The organism is Pantoea anthophila, assembly GCF_006494375.1.
GTDB lineage: Bacteria > Pseudomonadota > Gammaproteobacteria > Enterobacterales > Enterobacteriaceae > Pantoea > Pantoea anthophila.
The window spans coordinates 1-22,755 of record NZ_VHIZ01000066.1 but is presented as its reverse complement, the minus strand read 5'-3'; the positions used below and the strand labels follow the sequence as shown (position 1 = coordinate 22,755).

Genomic DNA, 22,755 nt, shown 5'->3' with positions numbered 1-22,755 from the left:
ATTGTGATGGTTACAGTTTACGTTTGCAGCAATTGTACCCATCCAATTCGGAGGCTACTGTGTCTCTTGCTCCCTCTTCCGATCAGCGTCTTTATCAGCAGCTGGCGGACAGCTTCGCTGAGGCTATCCACCAGGGCACGCTGAAACCTGGCAAACGCCTGCCAGCGATCCGGCGTGTCGCTCAGTCCCATCAGGTCAGTGTGAATACGGTGCTGAATGCCTGGCAGCTGCTGGAAGATCGCGGTCTGATTGAGGCCCGGCCGCAGTCGGGCTACTACGTGCGCGGCGTGCTGCCCGCCGTGACCCGTCACGGTGAGCATAAAACCCGGGTACGCGACCCCGGCAGCGGTAAACTCGACCTGATTGATAAGGTGTTTGCCGCACAGAACCATCCCGACTACATCAATATCTCGCTGGCCTGCCCGCAGGACAGTGAACTTTTCCCTGCGACCCGCATCGCCCGGATCACGGCTTCACTGCTGCGCCGTCATCCCAATCTGATCGGGCGCTATGCGCTTCCACCCGGTAGTGAGCGCTTACGGGAGGAGATTGCGCGCCGGGCGCTGCACGCCGGACAGCGGCTGACTGCCGATGAGATCACCCTGACCCACGGCTGCATGGAAGCCCTGCAGCTGGCATTACGTGCGGTCACGCAGCCCGGCGACTGTGTCGGGCTGGAATCGCCGACCTACTTCTTCCTGTTTCCACTACTGGCGTCGCTGGGCCTTAAAGCGCTGGAAATCCCCACCGATCCGCAGCATGGCCTGTCGCTGGATGCGCTGGAGATGCTGCTGCAGGAGCAGCGCATCAAGGCACTGATTGCCATGCCCGGTGTGCAGAACCCGCTGGGCTGCGGCATGTCGCTGGCAAACAAGAAGCGGCTGGCAAAGTTAGTGAATACTTACCACATTCCGCTGATCGAAGATGGACTGTATGACGAGTTGCAGTTCGACTGGCCCCTCTCGCCCGCTGTGAAAGCGTTTGATCGCGATGGCTGGGTGATCTACTGCACCAGCTTCACCAAAACCGTGGCACCCGACTTCCGGATTGGCTGGACCGCTGCCGGTCGTTTTCACGACGCAATTGCCCGGCTCAAAGCGGTTTCGTCGATGGCTGAATCGGCCCTGCTGTCAGAAACACTGGCGGAGTTTCTTGCGTCCGGCGGTTACGATCACCACCTGCGCACCCTGCGCCGTCGCTACGCAGCCAATCTGGATGAGGCGCGGGGACTGATCGCCCGCTACTTCCCGCAGGGCACCCGCGCCACGCTGCCGCGCGGAGGATTCGTCTTCTGGGTCGAGTTACCCGGCAACGTGAAGACCACGGAGATGTTTGACCGGCTGCTGCAGGAGCAGATCTGCGTCACGCCTGGCGCGCTCTATTCCCTGAGCGAGCGTTACAACCATGCGCTGCGTCTCTCCTGCTGTTATCCGTTTGATGCGCGCTATAGCCGGGCGATTCAGCGCGCCGGAGAGATTGCCTGTGAACTGTCAGGACTCCCGGCTGGCGAGGCTCAGGGCGTCCCGTTGCGGCCCCAGACGGTGTAACCACGCCGTTCGGTCAGGCGCTCGTAATAGGTGCGAACCGCCGGATAATCGGGATGCTCAAGCGGCGTCTCAAACCAGCGGTTTACCGCCAGACCAATCGGAATATCGGCCAGGGTGAAATTGCGTCCGGCAACGTAGCGACCGGTTTTTTCCAGCTGCTGATTAAGGATGCTCATGGTGTGCGCCCAGCCTTTGCAGGCCGCTGCCAGCAGGCGCGGATCCTGATGAGCCGGAGAGTTTCTTACCAGCGACATGAAAGCGTAGCGCCAGGAGGTATTCAGTTCTGTGGCCTGCCAGTCCATCCACTGATCGACCGGTGCACGCGCCTGCGGATTAGGCGGATAAAGCCACTCGCCGCCATAGGCATTCGCCAGATAGCGCAGGATGGCGTTAGATTCCCAGATGACTAAGTCATCATCTTTCAGCACCGGCACCATCGCATTCGGATTGAGTGCCATGAATTCCGGCAGATGAGTGGAGCGGAAACCGTCGCCCCACTCTTCGCGCTGGTAATCCAGATCCAGCTCGTCACACAGCCATAATACTTTGCGCACGTTGATTGAGGAGGCGCGTCCCAGGATCGTTAGCATGCAGAGTCTCCGGTAGAATCTTTAACTTATTGATAACGCTGTTAGCTGTTATAAGCAATCATCTGGCAGAGAAAAGGCCACCCTGAACACCCTCAGCAAGGAGTCACCATGCAGGTCGCGTTTAAGCAAGTCGATGTGTTTACCTCATCAGCCTTTAACGGCAATCCGCTGGCGGTCATCATGGATGCGCAGGGGTTAAGCGACAGCCAGCTGGCCGCCATTGCCCGCTGGACTAACCTGTCGGAGACCACCTTTGTGCTGCCGCCTGAGCATGCGGAAGCCGACTATCGGGTGCGCATTTTTACCGTTGAAGGCGAGCTGCCGTTTGCCGGTCATCCCACACTGGGTACGGCGCACGCCCTGCTGGAGGCCGGCTGGCCAACCCGCACACCCGGCGAGATTGTGCAGGAGTGCGGCGTCGGTAACGTCACGGTGAAGATTAATGAGACGGGTGAACTGGCGTTTGCCGCCCCGGCTGCCACGCTGACACCCTGGCAGGATGCGCTGATGGCGAAAGCGTTAAACAGCGAGGCTTTCGATCTGACGCAAAGCCCGACGGTGGTTGATATGGGTATCCGCTGGCTGCTGGTGCCGATGACCAGCGCCGACGCGGTGCTGGCGCTGCAGCCCAGCGTCAGCGAACTCGAGCGTCTGCTTAAACAGGCGGACGTATCGGGGATAATGGTATTTGGTCGCCTGCCGCAGGGAGAAGAGGAGCAGTATGAAGTACGCGCCCTGCTGGTCGAGAATGGCAGCCTGACCGAAGATCCGGTGACGGGCAGTGCCAACGCCTGTCTGGCACGTTATTTTGCCATGGCGGGACAGACCACAGGCTATCGTGTGCGTCAGGGCACGGCGCTGCAGCGTGCCGGTCGGGTAAAGGTGACCTTCGATAGTGGCACGATCTGGATTGGCGGCCATACCGTCACCGTCATCGACGGCACGATCGCGCTGTAAGGCTGGCGGCATCGGCGGGCCGGTCTGCCGCGATGCCACCGGGGGGTTAAATGCCCTGCCCGCCTGAGGCTTCGATGCGCTGCGCGGTGATCCAGCCGGTTTCATCACTGAGAATCGCGCTGATGGCATCGCCGATGTCGTCCGGTAATCCCACCCGGCCCAGCGCCGTCAGTGCAGCAATCTGATCGTTAATCTCCCGGGTGTCACGAACCCGGCCTCCGCCGAAGTCCGTTTCTATCGCCCCGGGTGCCAGAATATTGACCCGAATCCGTCTCGCCCCCAGCTCCTTCGCCTGATAGCGGGTCAGCACCTCCATCGCCCCTTTCATCGATGCATAGGTCGCAGAGCCCGGATAGACCAGCCGGGTCAGACCGCTGGAGATGTTCAGGATGCGGCCTCCGTCGTTGATCAGCGGCAGCAGCTTCTGGGTCAGAAAATAGGGACCTTTGAAATGGACATTCACCAGGGCGTCAAATTCCGCCTCCGTGGTATCGGTAAACGGCTTATAGTGACCGTGCCCGGCGTTGTTCACTAAATAGTCAAAGCGATCCCGCTGCCACTGCTGCTGCAGGGCCTCTTTCACCTGCCCGACAAAGCGATCGAACTGACCGGTGTCGCCGACATCCAGCGCCAGCGCCACTGCACGCCGTCCCATCGCCTCAATCTCTTTGACAACCGCCTGCGCCTCATCGGCATGAGTGCGGTAGGTCAGAATGATATCGGTGCCTCTGGCAGCCAGTTTTAACGCGCCGTTACGGCCTAAACCGCGATTTGCACCGGTAATTAACGCAACTTTCTGATTCATCTCTCACACCTGTTGAAAAGTTGAACACGTGTTAAGGATATTCGCGAATTATTGATCTATAAACAGTATAAAAAGCGCATCACTGTTTCAATAAAAACAACAATCGGTGAACAACATGGACAAAATTCACGCAATGCAGGTTTTTGTGCGGGTGGCCGAAATGGGCAGTTTTACCCGCGCGGCGGAGAGTTTAGGCGTGCCTAAAGGCAGCGTATCGCGGCAGATACAGGCGCTGGAGAATCAAATGGCAACCCGTTTGCTGCATCGCACCACGCGCCGGGTGCAACTGACTCAGGATGGACTGGTCTATTACGATCGCTGTCTGGACCTGCTGTCGATGATTGACGATATGGACAGTCTGTTCCAGCACGATCCCGCCACGCTCAGCGGCAAGCTGCGGGTCGATATGTCCGTCGCGATGGCGACCGGTTTTATCCTTCCCCGCCTGCCGGAATTTTTGCAGCACTACCCTGGCGTAGAGATTGAACTGAGCAGCAGTGACCGTCAGGTGGATGTAATCCGGGAAGGCTTTGACTGTGTTATCCGGGTCGGCGAGCTGAAGGATTCGGGACTGATCGCGCAAAAAATTGGCACCCACACCTTGATCAACTGCGCCAGCCCTGGCTACCTTTCGCGTTTCGGGATGCCGGTCCGGCTGGAGGAGCTGTCGCAGCATGCGATGGTCCACTACAGCCAGCAGCTGGGCCAGGCCGCACCGGGCTTTGAATATTTTGATGGCAGGCAGTGCCACTATGTTCACACCGGCGGCGCGGTGACCGTGAACAGCACCGAAACCTATCGCGCCGCCTGTCTGGCAGGATTAGGCATTATTCAGGTGCCGGCGGCCGGCATTCAGCCCCTGCTGGAAAATGGCGAGCTGGTCGAGGTGCTGCATCGCTTCCCCGCCAGGCCCATGCCGATCCACCTGCTCTATCCGCACCGGCGCAATGTGGCGCGTCGCGTGCGGGTTTTTATGGAGTGGCTGAGTCAGGTGCTGCAGGAGTACGTCACCTGAGCGACTATACTCTGATTTTAATGACAAACAGGACAGTGAAGGTCTATGACAGACAAGCAGGAACATTCGCAGGATACACAGCCAGAGAAACCGCTTATCGACATTAAAACCGGCAATCAAACCGTGGACCAGTCGATTGTCCGCGTGTCGCGTTTTGCCGCCTGGTTTCAGGCCATTCCGGCGGTGGCGCATTTTATCCGTGCCCTTGAGCGCTTTAACGACCGGCTAGGCAGCCAGTTTGGTGCGGCCATTACCTATTTCTCATTTTTATCGCTGATCCCGATTCTGATGGTGTCGTTTGCCGCCGTGGGTTTTGTACTCGCCTCCAATCCGGATCTGCTGACCGATATCATCAATAAAATCGTCAGCAGCATCAGCGACCCGACGCTGGCGACCACGCTGAAAAATACGGTGAATACCGCCATTCAGCAGCGCGCCACGGTGGGGATCTCCGGTTTACTGCTGGCGCTCTATTCCGGTCTGAACTGGATGGGGAATCTGCGGGAAGCCATTCGTGCCCAGTCGCGCGACGTCTGGGAACGCAATCCTGATGACCAGGAGAAGATCTGGAAACGCTACATCCGCGATTTCCTGTCACTGACCGGCCTGATGCTGGCCCTGATCATTACGCTTTCGCTGACCTCAGTGGCGGGGTCTGCCCAGGCGACCATCGTGAGCGCCCTGGGGCTGGATGGCATCGACTGGCTGCGGCCTGCGATGACCATTATCGCCACCTCGATTTCTGTGCTGGCTAACTACCTGCTGTTTCTCTGGATTTTCTGGATCCTGCCACGACATAAGCCACGCAAGAAGGCGCTGTTCCGCGGGACGCTGCTGGCGGCCATCGGTTTTGAGGTGATCAAGTTTGTCATGACGCTGACTCTGCCAAAGCTGGCAACCTCCCCTTCAGGAGCAGCCTTTGGTTCCGTGCTCGGCCTGATGGCGTTCTTCTACTTCTTCGCCCGTCTGACGCTGTTCTGTGCGGCATGGATCGCCACAGCTAAATATAAAGACGATCCGCAGATGCCTGAAGCGGGCAGCGCAGCACGACGCAAAACGTCCTGATCTGTTAACAACAGCGGAAAACACCTCCCCTCGGCTATTTTTTATTCAGATAACAGGATGAATATCTGAGGGGTCACTTTTATTTAGCCCTTTCACAGAGTATCCCGCCAGATATCGTCCGGTTTACCCCGGTATCACCCGGCATTCGCCGCACCACAGAAATTATCCTCTTTTTGCCCGCTGAAGCCAGGCGCGGCGCGGGTTTTCGCCATTGAATGCGCTCAGTCAGGTGCGTAAGATTCTTTGTCTGTATTTACAAATAAGAAACAGTTATGCAAGCCTCCCTCTCAGACACACTCGACAAACAGCAGGACCCCGCACCGGTTAACTCACGCAGTAAAGTGGTGATAGCCTCACTGGTCGGCACGGCCATCGAATTCTTCGACTTTTATATTTATGCCACGGCTGCGGTGATTGTTTTTCCCCATATTTTCTTCCCGCAGGGTGATGCCACCGTCGCCACGCTACAGTCGCTCGCCACCTTCGCTATCGCCTTTATTGCGCGTCCGATTGGCTCTGCCCTGTTTGGTCACTTTGGCGACCGCGTGGGCCGTAAGGCCACCCTGGTTGCCTCGCTGCTGACCATGGGGATCTCCACCGTGGTGATTGGCCTGCTGCCGGGCTATGAAACCATTGGTGTGATGGCGCCGCTGCTGCTGGCGCTGGCGCGTTTTGGTCAGGGGCTGGGCCTGGGCGGCGAATGGGGTGGCGCAGCGCTGCTGGCAACGGAAAACGCTCCGGCGAAGAAGCGTGCGCTCTATGGCTCCTTCCCGCAGTTGGGCGCGCCGATCGGCTTTTTCTTTGCTAACGGCACCTTTCTGCTGCTCTCATGGCTGCTGACTGACGAGCAGTTTATGCAGTGGGGCTGGCGCGTTCCCTTCATTCTCTCTGCCGTACTGGTGCTGATTGGCCTCTATGTGCGCGTTTCGCTGCATGAAAGTCCGGTGTTTGCCAAAGTGCAGAAAGAGCAGAAGCAGGTTCGGGTGCCGATTGCGGCGCTGCTGAGCAGGCACCTGACTGCCACCATTCTCGGCACCTTTATCATGCTGGCGACCTATACGCTGTTCTATATCATGACGGTCTATTCAATGAGTTACGGCACCACGCCAGCGCCAGCGGGTCTGGGCATTCCGCGTAACAGTATGCTGTGGATGCTGATGCTGGCGGTCATTGGCTTTGGCGTGATGGTGCCGATTGCGGGCGTGCTGGCGGATCGCTTTGGTCGTCGCAAGACCATGATTACCATCACGCTCATGATTATCGCGTTTTCGTTCCTGTTCCCGGCGATGCTCGGTTCGGGTTCACAGGCGCTGGTGATGGCGTTCCTGCTGCTGGGTCTGAGCATTATGGGGCTGACGTTTGGCCCGATGGGCGCACTGCTGCCGGAGCTGTTTCCGACCGAAGTGCGTTATACCGGTGCCTCGTTCTCCTACAATCTCTCCTCGATTCTGGGTGCCTCGGTTGCGCCTTACATCGCGACCTGGCTGAATGCCAGTTATGGCTTACAGGCGGTAGGGTTCTATCTGGCGTCGATGGCGGTGCTGACACTGATTGCGTTGCTCGCCTGTAAAGAGACGCGTCACCAGACGCTGTATGACGTGTAGTCCGGTGGGATGAAAGTCAGTAAAACCCGGCAGATGCCGGGTTTTTTTATGGGTTGGGTTTAGTAAATAAAGGGAGGTTCAGGGAGCATACATCTACTCCGCAGGGTTTAAAGTGTCGCCTTGAGGTTAGCCGACTGGCTCAGGGAGCATACGCCCTCCGCAAAGACGCAAAAGACGCCATCCCTGGCGGGCTCAGCGCGGGCCATCCCTGGCCCGCTATGCTTTGACTACAGGCGTATGCTCCCATCGCTTTAAGTTGATTGGCTGTCTGTTTGAAGATCCTGCATCGTGCTGATGGGCAGGGTTATTCTGGCAGCAATGCAGAAGCTTAAGGGCACAGGGAACACGGTCAGAAGAGGAAAGCGTCCCGCCGCCCGGATAAAAACGCCGGGAGCGTTTTTGAACAACGCAACGCGTTGGCCCGTTTACGGGCGCACCTCAGGGATGAGGTGCGTAATCGCGCGGGCCGAGCGGCCAGGGATTGGCTTAAGCGCCTTTCCGATCTGACCGTGTTGCCTGTGCAGGCTCGGTCTCATAGCGAAGCAGGCAGTGCAGGCGCCATTCCACCAGCGAACTTCTCAGGCAGTGTTCCCAAACAAAAAACCCCGGCAAGCCGGGGTTTGTTTTGCTGAAAACGGGGGTGCCGCTTATCAGCCTGCGACAGCGATACGCTTCATGTCGGTCATGTAGCCACGCAGTTTGCGGCCCACGATTTCAATCGGATGCTGGCGAACCGCTTCGTTGACGTCACGCAGCTGCGCGTTGTCTACCTGCGTTCCCTCAATGGCTTTACCCAGGTCGCCTGGCTGCAGCGTGGTCATGAACTCTTTCAGCAGCGGTACAGCCGCGAAGGAGAACAGGTAGTTACCATATTCGGCGGTATCCGAGATAACCACGTTCATTTCGTACAAACGCTTACGGGCAATGGTGTTAGCAATCAGCGGCAGCTCGTGCAGGGATTCGTAGTAAGCAGACTCTTCGATGATGCCCGCATCAACCATGGTTTCAAACGCCAGCTCCACGCCCGCTTTGACCATAGCGACCATAACGACACCTTTGTCGTAGTACTCCTGCTCGTCGATCTTACCTTCAAACTGCGGCGCATTTTCGAACGCAGTTTTACCGGTCTCTTCACGCCAGGTGAGCAGGTTTTTGTCGTCGTTCGCCCAGTCGGCCATCATACCGGAAGAGAATTCACCTGAGATGATGTCATCCATGTGCTTCTGGAACAGCGGAGCCATGATGGTTTTCAGCTGCTCAGACAGCGCGTATGCACGGATTTTTGCCGGATTTGAGAGGCGATCCATCATCAGGGTGATGCCGCCGAACTTCAGCGATTCGGTGATGGTTTCCCAGCCGAACTGAATCAGTTTTTCGGTATAAGCCGCGTCATGACCTTCCGCCACCAGCTTGTCGAAGCAGAGCAGTGAACCAGCCTGCAGCATGCCACACAGAATGGTCTGCTCACCCATCAGGTCAGATTTGACCTCTGCCACGAAAGAGGATTCCAGTACGCCAGCACGATCGCCACCGGTTGCGGCTGCCCAGGCTTTAGCAATCGCCATGCCTTCGCCTTTTGGATCATTTTCCGGGTGAACAGCGATCAGGGTCGGAACACCGAAGCCACGCTTATACTCTTCACGCACTTCTGTACCCGGACACTTCGGTGCCACCATGACGACGGTGATATCTTTACGAATGCTCTCGCCCACTTCAACGATGTTGAAGCCGTGTGAGTAGCCCAGTGCAGCGCCATCTTTCATCAGCGGCTGAACAGCCTGAACCACCGCAGAGTGCTGTTTGTCTGGCGTCAGGTTTACCACCAGGTCCGCCTGCGGGATCAGCTCTTCGTAGGTGCCCACTTTGAAACCGTTATCGGTCGCTTTGCGCCATGAAGGGCGTTTCTCAGCAATCGCTTCAGCACGCAGTGCATAGGCGACATCCAGACCGGAATCACGCATGTTCAGACCCTGGTTCAGGCCCTGTGCGCCACAGCCAACGATAACGACTTTTTTGCCCTTCAGGAAACTCGCACCATCTGCGAACTCATCGCGCGCCATGAAACGACATTTGCCTAATTGCGCCAGCTGATTGCGCAGATTCAGTGTGTTGAAATAGTTAGCCATGGGTACTCCGGTAAGTTGTGTTTGCTTTTTTTGTTCAGGAACGGCGTGTCATGCAGCGCCGCGAATGACCCCATCATATGACAGGAATTCTGTTGCTTAAATTGATATATTAACAACGTCACATTGCAATAAATGCAACACCACCCAGAGGCGACGCGCACATGGATTTACGGGATCTGAAACTGTTTCTTCATCTGGCAGAAAGCTGCCACTTCGGGCGCAGCGCGCGTGCTATGCACGTCAGCCCTTCCACGCTGTCACGCCAGATCCAGCGGCTTGAAGAGGATGTCGGCCATGCGCTGTTTCTGCGTGATAACCGTACCGTCACGCTGACGGAGGCGGGTGAACGCCTGCGTCAGTTTGCCCAGCAGACGCTGCTGCAGTATCAGCAACTGCGTCATGTCATGGATCTTAATGGTCCGTCACTCAGCGGCGAGCTGCGGCTGTTCTGCTCGGTAACGGCGGCCTACAGCCATCTGCCGCCTATCCTCGACCGCTTTCGCGCCGAACATCCGCAGGTGGAAATTAAACTGAATACCGGCGATGCCGCAGATGCGCTGGAAAAAGTTCACTCCGGTGATGCCGATCTGGCGATTGCCGGACGCCCTGAAACGCTGCCAGCCAGCATTGATTTTATGCCACTGGGGCTGATCCCGCTGGTCCTGATTGCGCCCGCCTTACCCTGTGCCGTTCGCACTCAGGCTACACAGCCACAGCCAGACTGGGCACAGATTCCGTTTATTCTGCCGGACCAGGGCCCGGCACGGCGGCGTATCGATCTCTGGTTCCGCCGCCATCGCATTCCTAACCCGCTGATTTACGCCACGGTGTCGGGGCATGAAGCGATTGTCTCGATGGTGGCGCTGGGATGCGGCATCGCGTTGCTGCCGCATGTGGTGCTGGAAAACAGCCCGGAACCGGTGCGTAACCGCGTGATGATGCTGGAAAATGTTGAATCGGTCGCGCCGTTTGAACTCGGCATCTGCGTACAAAAAAAGCGGCTCGGTGAGCCGCTGATCAGTGCCTTCTGGAGCCAGCTGTAATCAGCTGCCTGACAGGAAGAAGCGGAACGCCGGGTTCTGGCTTTCATCATGAAAGTCATAGCCCAGATCGGTGAGATGCTCTTCGAAACGCGGCTCATCGCTGCCCAGTTCAAAGGCCGCCAGCACGCGGCCATAGTCAGTGCCGTGGCTGCGGTAGTGAAACAGCGAGATATTCCAGTGCGTGCCAAGCGTCTGCAGAAACTTCAGCAACGCACCGGGTGCCTCCGGAAATTCAAAGCTGAAAAGCCGTTCACGCAGCGGTTTGGAAGGTCGTCCGCCCACCATGTAACGCACGTGCAGCTTTGCCATTTCATCATCAGAGAGATCGACCACCTGATAGCCGCCGTGGGTCAGTTCGCTGATAATCTCGCTGCGCTCCTCGACGCCACGGGTCAGCCTGACACCAACAAAGATGCAGGCTTTATCTGCGTCAGCGTAGCGGTAGTTGAACTCCGTGATGGCACGTCCGCCCAGCGTCTGGCAGAAGCGTAAAAAGCTCCCCTGCTGTTCCGGGATTGTCACAGCCAGCAGCGCCTCTCGCTGTTCGCCCAGCTCGCAGCGCTCAGAGACATATCGCAGGCCGTGAAAATTGACGTTGGCCCCGGATAAGACATGCGCCAGCCGTTCGCCTTTGATCTCATGCTGCTGGATATACTTCTTCATGCCCGCCAGCGCCAGCGCCCCGGAAGGCTCCGCCACGGCACGGACATCTTCGAACAGGTCCTTCATTGCTGCGCAGATGGCATCGCTGTCGACGGTGATGATGTCATCGATGTAGGCCTGACAGAGCCGGAAGGTTTCGCTGCCGATACGCTTCACCGCCACGCCTTCGGCAAACAGCCCGACGCGGGGCAGATCGACCGGATGCCCTGCCTCCAGCGCCGCCTTCAGACAGGCTGAATCTTCTGACTCCACCGCAATCACTTTGATTTGCGGCATCAGCTGTTTAATCAGCACCGCCACACCGGCTGCCAGACCGCCCCCGCCAACCGGGACAAAGACCCGATCCAGATGAGCATCCTGCTGCAGCAGCTCCATCGCCAGCGTGCCCTGTCCGGCAATCACTGCCGGATGGTCAAACGGTGGCACAAAGGTGTAGCCGCGCTGTTCCGACAGTTCGATCGCTTTGGCTTTCGCCTCATCAAAGTTGGCACCAAACAGGTAAGCCTCACCGCCAAACGCGCGCACCGCATCTACCTTGATATCGGCTGTCGCCAGCGGCATCACGATCAGTGACTTAATGCCCAGCTTGCTAGCGGAGAGCGCCACGCCCTGTGCATGGTTACCGGCGGAGGCCGTTACCACGCCGCGCGCTTTCTGCTCTTCGTTCAGGCCGGCAATCATCGCGTAAGCACCGCGCAGCTTGAAGCTGTGCACCGGCTGGCGATCTTCCCGCTTCACCAGAATGGTGTTGCCAAGACGCGATGAGATTTTTTCCATCTTCTGCAGCGGCGTTACCTGTGCGACTTCGTACACCGGTGAACGCAACACTGCGCGCAAATACTCGGCGCCGCAGGGTGCGTCGGGTAGCGGTTGAGACTCGGCCATGGTCAGCCTCCCAGCTTGCTCTTATCGCGGACAGCGCCTTTATCAGCACTGGTCGCAAGTGAGGCGTAAGCACGCAGCGCGAACGAGACTTCACGCTGACGATTGATCGGCGTATAGGCCGCATCGCCACGTGCCTGCTGCTCTTCACGGCGGGCGTGCAGTTCATTATCCGGCACGGCAAGTCTGATGCCGCGGTTCGGGATGTCGATCTCAATGGTGTCGCCATCTTTCACCAGCGCAATGGTGCCGCCGTTTGCCGCTTCAGGTGAGGCATGACCGATAGAGAGACCAGAGGTGCCACCAGAGAAACGACCGTCGGTGATCAGGGCGCAGCTTTTGCCCAGTCCCATCGATTTCAGATAGGTGGTCGGATAAAGCATCTCCTGCATACCCGGCCCGCCTTTTGGCCCTTCGTAGCGGATCACGACCACGTCGCCCGCCACCACTTTGCCGCCCAGGATCGCTTCAACAGCATCATCCTGACTTTCGTAGACTTTAGCCGGGCCGGTGAAGGTCAGGATCTCTTTGTCTACGCCTGCGGTTTTAACGATACAGCCATCTTCTGCGATGTTGCCGTAGAGTACGGCCAGACCACCATCCTGCGAATAGGCGTTTTCGCGGGTACGGATACAGCCTTCAGCACGGTCATCATCCAGCGTGTCCCAGCGGCAGCTCTGCGAGAATGCCTGGGTGGTACGGATGCCTGCCGGACCGGCACGGAACATCTCTTTTACCGCCTGATCGCTGGTCAGCATGATGTCATACTGATCCAGCGTTTCACGCATCGTCTGCTGCAGGATATTTCGGGCGCTGCTGTCGAACAGACCTGCGCGATCCAGCTCGCCGAGAATCGCGTAAACACCACCCGCGCGATGCACATCTTCCATGTGGTATTTCGGGGTACTTGGCGCGACTTTACAGAGCTGAGGCACTTTGCGTGACAGGCGATCGATGTCAGAGATATTGAAGTCGATATCGCCTTCCTGCGCGGCTGCCAGCAGGTGCAGTACGGTGTTAGTGGAACCGCCCATGGCGATATCCAGCGTCATGGCGTTTTCGAAAGCGGCCTTGTTGGCGATGCTCCGCGGCAGCACGTTGACGTCATCCTGTTCATAGTAACGTTTGGTCAGGCTGACGATGCGCTTACCGGCGTTGATGAACAGCTCTTTACGATCGGCGTGGGTGGCCAGCAGGGAGCCGTTGCCTGGCTGCGACAGGCCGAGTGCTTCGGTCAGGCAGTTCATTGAGTTCGCGGTAAACATGCCGGAGCAGGAGCCGCAGGTCGGACAGGCAGAGCGTTCGATCTGCTCACTGTCGGCGTCGCTGACGTTCGGGTTGGCGCCCTGAATCATCGCATCCACCAGATCCAGTTTGATAATCTGGTCAGAAAGCTTGGTTTTACCGGCTTCCATCGGTCCGCCTGAAACGAAGATCACCGGGATATTGAGGCGCAGTGACGCCATCAGCATCCCCGGCGTGATTTTGTCGCAGTTGGAGATACAGACCATGGCGTCGGCGCAGTGTGCGTTCACCATGTACTCGACCGAGTCAGCAATCAGTTCGCGCGAAGGCAGTGAATACAGCATGCCGCCATGACCCATGGCAATACCGTCATCCACCGCGATCGTGTTGAACTCTTTAGCCACACCGCCTGATGCTTCGATCTGCTCGGCGACCAGTTTACCAAGGTCACGCAGGTGAACGTGGCCCGGGACAAATTGGGTGAATGAGTTAACCACAGCGATAATCGGCTTACCGAAATCGTCATCGGTCATTCCTGTCGCGCGCCATAAGGCACGGGCACCCGCCATATTACGGCCGTGGGTGGTGGTGGCGGAACGGTACTTAGGCATGCTCTATTTACTCCAGTAAGAAAAAGCTCGCGGACGTCAGATGACGTCCGCGCTGTATCTGATTATGGATTAACCGGATCTAACCAGCCCCATTTGTCTTCGGTTTCGCCGGTGAACAGACCAAAGAAGGCCTGCTGGATGCGTTTGGTCACCGGACCACATTTGCCTTCGCCCACCTGAATGCGGTCAACGCTGCGCACCGGGGTAATTTCTGCAGCGGTACCAGACATAAACACTTCATCAGCCAGATAGAGGGATTCACGCGACAGGGTCTGCTCGCGCACTTCAATGCCCATATCACGCGCCAGGGTGATGATGGCATCGCGGGTGATGCCCGGCAGAGCTGAAGAGGTGAATGGCGGGGTAAAGAGCACGCCATCTTTCACTTCAAACAGGTTTTCGCCCGCACCTTCTGAGATCAGGCCATTGGTATCCAGCGCGATACCTTCCTGATAGCCGTGACGACGGGCTTCGCTGCCCACCAGCAGTGAGGAGAGGTAGTTACCGCCCGCTTTTGCGGCAGTTGGCAGGGTATTCGGTGCCACACGGCTCCAGGAGGAGACCATCGCATCAATGCCGTTTTCCAGAGCTTCCGCACCCAGGTACGCGCCCCACGGGAAGGCTGCAATGATCACGTCGGTGGTAAAGCCATCTGGCGGGTTCACGCCCAGGCCCACATCGCCCACGAAGGCCAGCGGACGGATATAAGCACTTTTCAGTTTGTTCACGCGGATGACTTCGCGGCACGCTTCCATCAGCTCATCAACGCTGCTTTTAATCGGGAAACGGTAGATTTTGGCGGAGTCGTGCAGACGTTGCATGTGTTCACGGTGGCGGAACACAACCGGTCCTTTGTGAGAGTCGTAGCAGCGGACGCCTTCAAACACCGACGTGCCATAGTGCAACGCGTGGGACATGACGCTGACCTTCGCCTCTTCCCACTTGACCATCTCGCCATTGAACCAAATAAAGTCTGCTTTCTTCGTGCTCATTGTTATTCCCTCTCGCGGCTAGGCGCGGATTTGTTGTGTTGTCTGTTGTTGAATCTGAACGCATGCAACGTCAATCAATTTACTTAACTGCGAAGACAGTAAATCGACGGAGCGCTGGCTGGCAACGGTCATTTCAATATTAATGTTTTCCGCGTTGGCGACTGAGGCCATGTTCATAGAACAGACCTGAAAACCGCGGTGGCGCACGACGCGTAAAATGCGCTCCAATATTTCAGGGCGGAAGCGGGCTTCGATAGACAATTGATGCTGGTTCATACGGTTTTCTCCATCATGTTTGCATTGCTGGCACCCGGCGGTACCAGTGGCCAGACGTTTTCATGCTCATCAATTGCAACATGCAGGAAGTAAGGACCTTCGCTGTTCAGCAGAGCATCAAGTGCGGCGTCGACCTGATCTTTACGGGTAATGCGCTGGCCGGGAATATTGAAAGCGCTGGCCAGCGTGAGGAAGTCGGGATTGTCAGAGAGATTGGTTTCGCTGTAGCGACCGTCGAAGAAGAGCTGCTGCCACTGACGCACCATGCCCAGACGCTGGTTATCCAGCAGCACGATTTTGACCGGCAGCTTTCCACGCTTAATGGTGCCCAGCTCCTGAATATTCATCATGATTGAGCCGTCGCCCGAGACGCAGATCACCGTATCTTCCGGACGGGCGACCTGTGCACCGATGGCGGCAGGCAAACCAAAGCCCATCGTGCCTAAGCCGCTGGAGGTGATGAAGTTCTCCGGCGCGCTGAAGGCCATATGCTGGGCCGTCCACATCTGATGCTGTCCGACATCGGTGGTGACCACCGCGCTGTCCGGTTTGCGCTCGGAGAGCTGCTTCAGCAGCAGCGGTGCATAGATTGCCTCGCCTGGATGATCGTAGCGCCAGGCGTGACTGGCCTTGAGTGCCTTCACCTCGTCGCGCCAGGCGTCGATGTGCAAAGGCTGACTCAGCGCGGGCAGCAGCGCGTTGAGATCGCCCTGCAGTGAGACGTGCGCGCGACGTAACTTATTTAACTCTGCGGGGTCGATGTCAAGATGAATCACGCTGGCGTGCGGCGCAAAGGTATCCAGCTTGCCGGTCACCCGATCGTCAAAACGGGCACCGACCGCAATCAGCAGGTCACACGCCTGAACAGCATAGTTAGCGGCTTTGGTGCCATGCATCCCCAGCATGCCCAGATAAACCTCGCTCTGCGCATCGACGCTGCCCAGACCTTTCAGGGTCGCAACGGCAGGGATGCCGGTTTCTTCTGCGAATGCACGCAGTGCCGGAACCGCCTGCGCCATGCCCACGCCTCCGCCAACATAGAGCATCGGTTTTCTGGCCTGGGTCATTATTGCCCGCGCCTCGCGGATGGCATGATGCGGCAGCGACTCTTCCTCCTCAACCGAAACCAGATGCGGTGCGGGTTCACCCTGCGCAATCTGAATATCTTTGGGAATATCAACCAGTACCGGACCCGGACGCCCTGACTGCGCCATGGCAAAAGCCTCAGCCATGATAGCGGGCAGCTCATCCAGCGACTCAACCAGGAAGCTATGTTTGGTGCAGGCCAGGGACAGTCCCAGCACGTCGATCTCCTGGAAAGCGTCAGTACCGATAAACGCAGACGAGACCTGACCGGTTACCGCAACGATCGGCACGGAGTCCATCATGGCATCAGCCAGACCGGTGATCAGGTTGGTAGCGCCAGGACCAGAGGTGGCAATACAGACACCGGTTTTGCCGGTGGAGCGCGCATAGCCAATCGCGGCCATAACCGCACCCTGCTCATGACGGCACAGTAGGTGTTCCACGCCGCCATCGTATAGCGCGTCGTAAACCGGCATGATGGCGCCGCCAGGGTAACCAAATACGGTATCAACACCCTGCGCGCGTAAAGCCTGAACTACCCACTGAGCACCTGTCATCGCTATTCTCCTGTGTCCTGACGGGAACAACAGAATTTTATGCTACTGTTCATTGTTTGTTCCTTGCAGATTTACTGATATTTCCCCGGGTCGAAAAAAAACCCCCGGACCTTTCGGTGCGGGGGTTTTTTCGGATTCGAGGCTTGATTTTTAAGCCTTTCTTTCTCCAAGCGTTGCCCCGCACGGTAGGTTAATAACCACCACCACGCTAATCACGACCAGGCTAATCACTTGTAGAAGGGCTTTCATGTGTTGTTCAATTCTTTTACGTGTTCGAAGTAATGCCTACAGAGTTATCATAGTCAGGGGCTATAACACAACTTTTTTTGCAGGTTTTTTTTAGCGCGGGAGATTAAATCCCGTCCTATCGATTTGTAATACAAGTAATAATTACAAGATGATAAATATTCATCACTTTACTGACGTAATGATGTTCTGCTGAATTTACGTGCAGTTTCGCGGGACGATGAGAGTCAGTGAAAGTGACCTCACTTTCTTGTGCAGTGCGTCGGAATCGTCAGAAGGCGTACTCGCTTTCCTTTTGGGTGCTGATCAGACTGATGGCAACAAGGAGTGAGTATGTCATTGTCTAAAGTTCTGACCCGTGCAGCATTAGGCGTGGAAGCGCCGCTGGTGACCATTGAGGCTCACATCAGTAATGGCCTGCCTGCACTGACGCTGGTGGGTCTGCCTGAAACCACGGTCAAAGAGGCGCGTGAGCGGGTTCGCAGCGCCATTATCAACAGCGGTTTTACCTTCCCGGCCAGACGGGTCACCATCAATCTGGCACCAGCGGATTTACCCAAAGAGGGCGGGCGCTATGACCTGCCCATGGCAATTGCCATTCTGGTCGCCTCAGAGCAGCTTCCTGCGGATAAGCTGATGCACTTTGAGTTTCTGGGTGAACTGGCGCTGGATGGCGCGCTATGTGCCGTTCAGGGGGCAATTCCTGCAGCCATGATGGCCCTTCAGGCTGGACGACAGCTGGTTCTCTCTGCGGAAAATCAGCGTGACGCCGGGCTGATTCGTGAGGGAGCGTCACTGGTCGCCGCTCACCTCAGTGAGGTCTGCGCTTTTCTCCGTGATGCGCTGACATTATCACCGGCTCCCTACCCTGAGCATCAGCATGCCACGCCTGGGGACGATCTCGCGGATATCATCGGTCAGCAGCAGGGGCGCAGAGCACTGGAGATCACCGCGGCGGGCGGGCATAACCTGTTGCTGATTGGGCCGCCTGGCACCGGCAAAACGATGCTCGCAACCCGTCTGCCTGGCATCATGCCCGCCTTAAGCGACCAGGAAACGCTGGAGTGTGCGGCGATAGCCAGCCTGATAAACAGCACTGCCCTGCACCGACAGTGGCGCAGCCGGCCTTTCAGGTCGCCTCATCACAGCGCGTCTCTCCATGCTCTGGTTGGCGGAGGGTCACTGCCGCGGCCCGGAGAGATCTCCCTTGCGCATAATGGCGTGCTGTTTCTGGATGAATTACCGGAATTTGACCGCAGGGTGCTGGATTCACTGCGTGAGCCACTGGAGTCAGGCCTCATCGCCATTTCGCGAGCCCGGGCAAAGGTCACGTTCCCGGCACGGTTTCAGCTGATTGCTGCCATGAATCCCGGGCCAACCGGGCATTATCAGGGACAGCACAATCGCTGCTCGCCTCAGCAGATCCTGCGTTATCTCAGTAAGTTATCAGGGCCGTTTCTGGATCGCTTTGATCTTTCACTGGAGGTGCCGCTGTTGCCCGGTGGCATGCTCAGTGGCCAGCGACCGGCCGCAGAAAGCTCTGAGCAGGTTCGTCAGCGGGTCGTTGCAGCGCGAGCGCTCCAGCTCGCCCGCGCAGGTAAAATTAACGCGCATCTGAATAATGCGGAAATCCTGCGCTGGTGCCAGCCTGAAAAAGAGGATGCCGAATGGCTGGAGTCTGTGCTGGAGAAACTGGGGTTATCTGTGCGAGCCTGGCAGCGAATTTTAAAGGTGGCGCGCACCGTGGCCGATCTGGCCGGAGAGAAAGAGATTACCCGCCTCCATCTGCAGGAGGCGGTCAGCTATCGCGCGATTGATCGATTAATGATCCATCTGCATAACAGCCTGCAATAAAAAAGGGGCTCTCGCCCCTTTCTGTTAATCGTCGCTGTCGCTGTAGTCTTCAACGGTGTCCATCTGCGGCTTACCGCCAGACAGCGTGTGAAAACGCTTAGGACGCTTGATGCGGGTCATATACTTTGACCATACACGCTCAGCTTCCGTCTGCGGCTCACGCACGCCACGACACACTTCGATAAACAAACGTTCTTCTTCTGTTGCAGGCTCACGCTTCGATAAATCCAGCTCATTAAAGGCGAAACCGTGGCGTTCCAGAAGCTGGGCTTCTTTAATAGTAAAGTCACCGTGGCGTGAGAAACCACGCGGGTAATGTTTGTTATCAAAGAAACGATTCTCTGTTAAGAAGCTTTCCGCCATGTTACACGCTCCTGATTCTCTAATGCCGTGCTGTTAATGGCGCGGAGTATTAGATAGGCTTGACAGAGTGTAAAACAAAACATTTAAATCTATACGACAAACAATTTTTGGGAGCGCGTTGTGGATACGGAATTACTGAAAACTTTCCTTGAAGTGAGCAGAACACGTCATTTCGGGCGTGCTGCTGAAGCCCTTTACCTTACGCAATCTGCTGTCAGTTTTCGCATCCGTCAGCTGGAGAATCAGCTCGGCGTTAACCTTTTTACCCGGCATCGCAACAACATACGTCTGACTGCCGCCGGGGAGCGACTGCTTCCTTATGCGGAAAGCCTGATGAGCACCTGGATAATGGCGAAGAAGGAGGTTTCTCATACTGAGCAGCACCATGAGCTCTCGATAGGTGCCAGCGCATCGCTCTGGGAGGCCTATCTGACGCCCTGGCTTCAGACGCTGTATGAGAATCGTGAGAGCCTGCATTTAGAAGCACGCGTGGCGCAGCGGCATCTGCTGGTTAAGCAGCTTCATGAGCGTCAGCTGGATCTGTTGATTACCACTGAAGCGCCTAAGATGGATGAATTAACCAGCCAGCAGATTGGCCATATTTCGCTGGCACTGTTCTGTGCCCGCCAGAGCGAAAAGCGCGAAAAGTATGACTACATCAAGCTGGAGTGGGGAGCCGATTTCCATCAGCATCAGAGCTACCTCTCTGGCGCTGATGATGTGCCGGTGCTGACCACGACATCGGCACATGTCACCCGTGAACTGCTCTACACTACGGGTGCATGCGCGTTTCTGCCAGACTTCTGGCAAAGCGTATACAGTGAACTGATGGTAATGCCGGACGCACCGGTCGCCGTTCGTCCGCTTTATGCGGTCTGGTTGCAGAACAGCGATCAGCAGGCGCATATCCGTCAGCTGCTTAAATTTCCGATTCTGGTCAGGCAAAACAGCTGAATTAGCAGGCAGGCGTGCAGAAAGAAGAGAGATCAGAGACCAGTTAGATTTAGCTGGTTTTTCTTTTTTGCTTTTTTATAAGCAAAAAAAAATCCTTTGCCGAAGCAAAGGATCGTTTTCTGGCAGGGGCGGAGGGACTCGAACCCCCAACACCCGGTTTTGGAGACCGGTGCTCTACCAATTGAACTACGCCCCTAAATAGGGTGGCGGAACGGACGGGGCTCGAACCCGCGACCCCCTGCGTGACAGGCAGGTATTCTAACCAACTGAACTACCGCTCCACCGATTCTGTACTGAGGTCCGCTTGCGCTGACTTCAGGTATTTCGCCCGCTCCGCGTCACCGGAGTGGTCACGACCAGCGTACTGGTCTTAAATTGATGCCTGGCAGTTCCCTACTCTCGCATGGGGAGGCCCCACACTACCATCGGCGCTACGGCGTTTCACTTCTGAGTTCGGCATGGGGTCAGGTGGGACCACCGCGCTAAAGCCGCCAGGCAGATTCTGTTTTCCGCGCCGCCACAGGGGCCGCGCAGACGTATCCGTCACAAACTGAAAATCGCGTCTCTCAAAAACGCCTCTGGCGTTGTAAGGTTAAGCCTCACGGGTCATTAGTACCGGTTAGCTCAACGCATCGCTGCGCTTACACACCCGGCCTATCAACGTCGTCGTCTTCAACGTCCCTTCAGGACCCTCAAGGGGTCAGGGAGAACTCATCTCGGGGCAAGTTTCGTGCTTAGATGCTTTCAGCACTTATCTTTTCCGCACTTAGCTACCGGGCAGTGCCATTGGCATGACAACCCGAACACCAGTGGTGCGTTCACTCCGGTCCTCTCGTACTAGGAGCAACCCCCCTCAATTCTCCAGCGCCCACGGCAGATAGGGACCGAACTGTCTCACGACGTTCTAAACCCAGCTCGCGTACCACTTTAAACGGCGAACAGCCGTACCCTTGGGACCTACTTCAGCCCCAGGATGTGATGAGCCGACATCGAGGTGCCAAACACCGCCGTCGATATGAACTCTTGGGCGGTATCAGCCTGTTATCCCCGGAGTACCTTTTATCCGTTGAGCGATGGCCCTTCCATTCAGAACCACCGGATCACTATGACCTGCTTTCGCACCTGCTCGAGCCGTCACTCTCGCAGTCAAGCCAGCTTATGCCATTGCACTAACCTCACGATGTCCGACCGTGATTAGCTGACCTTCGTGCTCCTCCGTTACTCTTTGGGAGGAGACCGCCCCAGTCAAACTACCCACCAGACACTGTCCGCACCCCGGATCACGGGGCCACGTTAGAACATCAAACATTAAAGGGTGGTATTTCAAGGATGGCTCCACGCAGACTGGCGTCCGCGCTTCAAAGCCTCCCACCTATCCTACACATCAAGGCTCAATGTTCAGTGTCAAGCTGTAGTAAAGGTTCACGGGGTCTTTCCGTCTTGCCGCGGGTACACTGCATCTTCACAGCGAGTTCAATTTCACTGAGTCTCGGGTGGAGACAGCCTGGCCATCATTACGCCATTCGTGCAGGTCGGAACTTACCCGACAAGGAATTTCGCTACCTTAGGACCGTTATAGTTACGGCCGCCGTTTACCGGGGCTTCGATCAAGAGCTTCTCCTTGCGGATAACCCCATCAATTAACCTTCCGGCACCGGGCAGGCGTCACACCGTATACGTCCACTTTCGTGTTTGCACAGTGCTGTGTTTTTAATAAACAGTTGCAGCCAGCTGGTATCTTCGACTGGCTTCAGCTCCGGGAGCAAGTCCCTTCACCTACGCGCCAGCGTGCCTTCTCCCGAAGTTACGGCACCATTTTGCCTAGTTCCTTCACCCGAGTTCTCTCAAGCGCCTTGGTATTCTCTACCTGACCACCTGTGTCGGTTTGGGGTACGATTCTGTGTTACCTGATGCTTAGAGGCTTTTCCTGGAAGCAGGGCATTTATCACTTCAGCACCGTAGTGCCTCGTCGTCACGCCTCAGCGTTAAAAGAGTCCGGATTTACCTGGACCCTCCGCCTACACGCTTAAACCGGGACAACCGTCGCCCGGCTGATATAGCCTTCTCCGTCCCCCCTTCGCAGTAACACCGAGTACAGGAATATTAACCTGTTTCCCATCGACTACGCCTTTCGGCCTCGCCTTAGGGGTCGACTCACCCTGCTCCGATTAACGTTGAACAGGAACCCTTGGTCTTCCGGCGAGCGGGCTTTTCACCCGCTTTATCGTTACTTATGTCAGCATTCGCACTTCTGATACCTCCAGCATGCCTCAC

Annotated in this window: 18 protein-coding genes, 2 tRNA genes and 2 rRNA genes; 8 read left to right on the top strand and 14 right to left on the bottom strand. The window is 56.8% G+C overall.

Annotated elements, in window-relative coordinates:
• Positions 1 to 59: 59 nt before the first annotated feature.
• A complete protein-coding gene (locus FJW00_RS21220; protein ID WP_140925593.1) occupies positions 60 to 1,547 on the top strand; it encodes an aminotransferase-like domain-containing protein in 1,488 nt (495 codons plus the stop codon).
• Here FJW00_RS21220 and FJW00_RS21215 read toward each other — a convergent pair.
• Complete coding sequence (locus tag FJW00_RS21215) at positions 1,514 to 2,137, bottom strand: glutathione S-transferase family protein (RefSeq protein ID WP_009087970.1); 624 nt, start codon at positions 2,135 to 2,137, stop codon at positions 1,514 to 1,516. The two genes, FJW00_RS21220 and FJW00_RS21215, sit on opposite strands and share 34 nt — an antisense overlap.
• A 108-nt stretch (positions 2,138 to 2,245) precedes the next feature.
• Between FJW00_RS21215 and FJW00_RS21210 the strand changes: the two genes are divergently transcribed.
• On the top strand, positions 2,246 to 3,094 hold the full coding sequence (locus tag FJW00_RS21210) for a PhzF family phenazine biosynthesis protein (RefSeq protein ID WP_140925592.1): 849 nt from the start codon (positions 2,246 to 2,248) through the stop codon (positions 3,092 to 3,094).
• A gap of 46 nt (positions 3,095 to 3,140) precedes the next feature.
• On the opposite strand, the gene FJW00_RS21205 is transcribed toward FJW00_RS21210, so the two are convergent.
• Positions 3,141 to 3,899 (bottom strand): SDR family NAD(P)-dependent oxidoreductase, encoded by a 759-nt coding sequence (locus FJW00_RS21205; RefSeq protein ID WP_046100811.1) that lies wholly within the window; start codon positions 3,897 to 3,899, stop codon positions 3,141 to 3,143.
• A 115-nt stretch (positions 3,900 to 4,014) separates the two neighbouring features.
• Here FJW00_RS21205 and FJW00_RS21200 point away from each other — a divergent pair, with 115 nt between their 5' ends.
• The 3 genes from FJW00_RS21200 to FJW00_RS21190 all read left to right on the top strand — a co-directional run bounded on the left by FJW00_RS21200 (position 4,015) and on the right by FJW00_RS21190 (position 7,583).
• The gene (locus tag FJW00_RS21200) at positions 4,015 to 4,914 is read left to right on the top strand and encodes a LysR family transcriptional regulator (RefSeq protein WP_140925591.1); all 900 of its coding nucleotides are present in this window, start codon (positions 4,015 to 4,017) and stop codon (positions 4,912 to 4,914) included.
• A 45-nt stretch (positions 4,915 to 4,959) separates the two neighbouring features.
• Positions 4,960 to 5,979: an inner membrane protein YhjD gene (yhjD, locus tag FJW00_RS21195; RefSeq protein WP_009087977.1), complete on the top strand. Its 1,020-nt coding sequence runs from the start codon at positions 4,960 to 4,962 to the stop codon at positions 5,977 to 5,979.
• A gap of 272 nt (positions 5,980 to 6,251) precedes the next feature.
• Positions 6,252 to 7,583: an MFS transporter gene (locus FJW00_RS21190; RefSeq protein WP_009087978.1), complete on the top strand. Its 1,332-nt coding sequence runs from the start codon at positions 6,252 to 6,254 to the stop codon at positions 7,581 to 7,583.
• A gap of 650 nt (positions 7,584 to 8,233) precedes the next feature.
• Here FJW00_RS21190 and ilvC read toward each other — a convergent pair.
• Complete coding sequence (gene ilvC, locus FJW00_RS21185; protein ID WP_046100812.1) at positions 8,234 to 9,709, bottom strand: ketol-acid reductoisomerase; 1,476 nt, start codon at positions 9,707 to 9,709, stop codon at positions 8,234 to 8,236.
• 161 nt (positions 9,710 to 9,870) lie between these two features.
• Between ilvC and ilvY the strand changes: the two genes are divergently transcribed.
• On the top strand, positions 9,871 to 10,752 hold the full coding sequence (ilvY, locus tag FJW00_RS21180) for an HTH-type transcriptional activator IlvY (protein ID WP_009087982.1): 882 nt from the start codon (positions 9,871 to 9,873) through the stop codon (positions 10,750 to 10,752).
• On the opposite strand, the gene ilvA is transcribed toward ilvY, so the two are convergent.
• From ilvA to ilvL, 6 genes are all read right to left on the bottom strand, one after another.
• Entirely contained in the window at positions 10,753 to 12,300 is a 1,548-nt protein-coding gene (gene ilvA, locus FJW00_RS21175; protein ID WP_046100813.1) for a threonine ammonia-lyase, biosynthetic, read from the bottom strand.
• A 2-nt stretch (positions 12,301 to 12,302) separates the two neighbouring features.
• The gene (gene ilvD, locus FJW00_RS21170) at positions 12,303 to 14,153 is read right to left on the bottom strand and encodes a dihydroxy-acid dehydratase (protein ID WP_009087985.1); all 1,851 of its coding nucleotides are present in this window, start codon (positions 14,151 to 14,153) and stop codon (positions 12,303 to 12,305) included.
• Between the two features lie 62 nt (positions 14,154 to 14,215).
• The gene (locus FJW00_RS21165; protein WP_009087986.1) at positions 14,216 to 15,145 is read right to left on the bottom strand and encodes a branched-chain amino acid transaminase; all 930 of its coding nucleotides are present in this window, start codon (positions 15,143 to 15,145) and stop codon (positions 14,216 to 14,218) included.
• Positions 15,146 to 15,163: 18 nt separating this feature from the next.
• Entirely contained in the window at positions 15,164 to 15,421 is a 258-nt protein-coding gene (gene ilvM / locus FJW00_RS21160; RefSeq protein WP_008926359.1) for an acetolactate synthase 2 small subunit, read from the bottom strand.
• Entirely contained in the window at positions 15,418 to 17,064 is a 1,647-nt protein-coding gene (gene ilvG / locus FJW00_RS21155; RefSeq protein WP_058956896.1) for an acetolactate synthase 2 catalytic subunit, read from the bottom strand. Before ilvG ends, ilvM begins: the two co-directional genes overlap by 4 nt.
• Positions 17,065 to 17,214: 150 nt before the next feature.
• The gene (ilvL, locus tag FJW00_RS21150) at positions 17,215 to 17,313 is read right to left on the bottom strand and encodes an ilv operon leader peptide (protein WP_072101316.1); all 99 of its coding nucleotides are present in this window, start codon (positions 17,311 to 17,313) and stop codon (positions 17,215 to 17,217) included.
• A gap of 330 nt (positions 17,314 to 17,643) precedes the next feature.
• Between ilvL and FJW00_RS21145 the strand changes: the two genes are divergently transcribed.
• Positions 17,644 to 19,164 (top strand): YifB family Mg chelatase-like AAA ATPase, encoded by a 1,521-nt coding sequence (locus tag FJW00_RS21145; protein WP_140925590.1) that lies wholly within the window; start codon positions 17,644 to 17,646, stop codon positions 19,162 to 19,164.
• 24 nt (positions 19,165 to 19,188) lie between these two features.
• On the opposite strand, the gene FJW00_RS21140 is transcribed toward FJW00_RS21145, so the two are convergent.
• Entirely contained in the window at positions 19,189 to 19,527 is a 339-nt protein-coding gene (locus FJW00_RS21140) for a MaoP family protein (RefSeq protein WP_009087989.1), read from the bottom strand.
• 120 nt (positions 19,528 to 19,647) lie between these two features.
• Here FJW00_RS21140 and hdfR point away from each other — a divergent pair, with 120 nt between their 5' ends.
• Positions 19,648 to 20,481 carry an HTH-type transcriptional regulator HdfR gene (hdfR, locus tag FJW00_RS21135; RefSeq protein WP_140925589.1) on the top strand — a complete coding sequence of 278 codons (834 nt, stop codon included), beginning with the start codon at positions 19,648 to 19,650 and terminating at the stop codon, positions 20,479 to 20,481.
• A 120-nt stretch (positions 20,482 to 20,601) separates the two neighbouring features.
• Here hdfR and FJW00_RS21130 read toward each other — a convergent pair.
• From FJW00_RS21130 to FJW00_RS21115, 4 genes are all read right to left on the bottom strand, one after another.
• Positions 20,602 to 20,677, bottom strand: a tRNA-Trp gene (locus FJW00_RS21130).
• 8 nt (positions 20,678 to 20,685) lie between these two features.
• Positions 20,686 to 20,762 (bottom strand) — tRNA-Asp (locus FJW00_RS21125).
• A 99-nt stretch (positions 20,763 to 20,861) separates the two neighbouring features.
• A 5S ribosomal RNA gene (gene rrf / locus FJW00_RS21120) occupies positions 20,862 to 20,977 on the bottom strand.
• Positions 20,978 to 21,069: 92 nt separating this feature from the next.
• Positions 21,070 to 22,755 (bottom strand): 23S ribosomal RNA (locus FJW00_RS21115); the annotation flags it as partial.

Coding starts and splice junctions, on each gene's coding strand:
- FJW00_RS21215 (WP_009087970.1), bottom strand. CDS start 2,137: ATGCTAACGATCCTGGGACGCGCCTCCTCAATCAACGTGCGCAAAGTA.
- FJW00_RS21210 (WP_140925592.1), top strand. CDS start 2,246: ATGCAGGTCGCGTTTAAGCAAGTCGATGTGTTTACCTCATCAGCCTTT.
- FJW00_RS21205 (WP_046100811.1), bottom strand. CDS start 3,899: ATGAATCAGAAAGTTGCGTTAATTACCGGTGCAAATCGCGGTTTAGGC.
- FJW00_RS21200 (WP_140925591.1), top strand. CDS start 4,015: ATGGACAAAATTCACGCAATGCAGGTTTTTGTGCGGGTGGCCGAAATG.
- yhjD (WP_009087977.1), top strand. CDS start 4,960: ATGACAGACAAGCAGGAACATTCGCAGGATACACAGCCAGAGAAACCG.
- FJW00_RS21190 (WP_009087978.1), top strand. CDS start 6,252: ATGCAAGCCTCCCTCTCAGACACACTCGACAAACAGCAGGACCCCGCA.
- ilvC (WP_046100812.1), bottom strand. CDS start 9,709: ATGGCTAACTATTTCAACACACTGAATCTGCGCAATCAGCTGGCGCAA.
- ilvY (WP_009087982.1), top strand. CDS start 9,871: ATGGATTTACGGGATCTGAAACTGTTTCTTCATCTGGCAGAAAGCTGC.
- ilvA (WP_046100813.1), bottom strand. CDS start 12,300: ATGGCCGAGTCTCAACCGCTACCCGACGCACCCTGCGGCGCCGAGTAT.
- ilvD (WP_009087985.1), bottom strand. CDS start 14,153: ATGCCTAAGTACCGTTCCGCCACCACCACCCACGGCCGTAATATGGCG.
- FJW00_RS21165 (WP_009087986.1), bottom strand. CDS start 15,145: ATGAGCACGAAGAAAGCAGACTTTATTTGGTTCAATGGCGAGATGGTC.
- ilvM (WP_008926359.1), bottom strand. CDS start 15,421: ATGAACCAGCATCAATTGTCTATCGAAGCCCGCTTCCGCCCTGAAATA.
- ilvG (WP_058956896.1), bottom strand. CDS start 17,064: ATGACAGGTGCTCAGTGGGTAGTTCAGGCTTTACGCGCGCAGGGTGTT.
- ilvL (WP_072101316.1), bottom strand. CDS start 17,313: ATGAAAGCCCTTCTACAAGTGATTAGCCTGGTCGTGATTAGCGTGGTG.
- FJW00_RS21145 (WP_140925590.1), top strand. CDS start 17,644: ATGTCATTGTCTAAAGTTCTGACCCGTGCAGCATTAGGCGTGGAAGCG.
- FJW00_RS21140 (WP_009087989.1), bottom strand. CDS start 19,527: ATGGCGGAAAGCTTCTTAACAGAGAATCGTTTCTTTGATAACAAACAT.